Raw genomic sequence first — 762 nt, 5'->3', positions numbered from 1 at the left:
TCATGGAAGGCTACTGCTCTTGGCTTTCGCCTCAGTCATTTTTTAGTGCCACACTCATTCCAGTTCTGAGTCGCGAAACGACTCGTTAACAGATCTATGGCTCAGCCTAATAAAGACAGTCCAACCCGTTATAGCTATGAGTGTGGGCATATTCATTTTTCAACTTCATTGGATTGGATTGGGTAAGGTGATGGTTTAATCAGGTCTAATGGTTTTACCAACCCCGCGTATAACTCATCACCTTAGCCAAACTGGTTAACAAAAAGCTTTATTGGCATCAAATTCCACCTGGTCTCTTAATACATAAAAACAGGCCCTTGCAAGCTTATGGGCAACCGTCTTTATAGCGTAAGCGATCAATATAGCACGTCTTTTTTTTAGCTCGGTTCAACGGCAAGATTTCATCATTATTCCAACGGAGCATAATGATGAAAAAAACAAGACGAACACCCCAGCAATGGCAGCAACTGGTTAGCGATTGGCAACACAGCGGGCAAACGGTTGCCGAATTTTGTGTGAGCCACCACGTTACTCCCTCCAATTTCTACCTGTGGCGAAAGCGATTAGACACTGCTGTGCCCGAAACTACGTTGCCTCCCTGGATTGCCTTATCGTCATCGCCAGCAACGGATACTGTGAACGACAATGACTGGCAACTGGAATTATCCTTGCCTGGCGGCGTGATATTGCGCATGAAACAGGGCCAATAATGCTGCTGCCTTCCCATCCGCGTATCTGGTTGTATACGGTGGCGACGGATAT

The 762-nt window shown here is 46.1% G+C and carries 1 protein-coding gene; it reads left to right on the top strand.

Features of this window, described 5'->3' with window-relative positions; translation table 11 throughout:
- The first annotated feature begins 428 nt into the window (after positions 1 to 428).
- A complete protein-coding gene (locus tag CXF95_RS26280; RefSeq protein ID WP_101201410.1) occupies positions 429 to 710 on the top strand; it encodes a hypothetical protein in 282 nt (93 codons plus the stop codon).
- Positions 711 to 762 lie beyond the last annotated feature (52 nt).

The organism is Paraglaciecola sp. MB-3u-78 (assembly GCF_002835935.1).
GTDB lineage: Bacteria > Pseudomonadota > Gammaproteobacteria > Enterobacterales > Alteromonadaceae > Paraglaciecola.
Note: the sequence above shows the minus strand (reverse complement) of the source record. Positions and strands in the feature narration are given on the sequence as shown.

What these genes read in the sequence shown, in the direction of transcription:
- CXF95_RS26280 (WP_101201410.1), top strand. Translation starts at nt 429, where the DNA reads ATGAAAAAAACAAGACGAACACCCCAGCAATGGCAGCAACTGGTTAGC.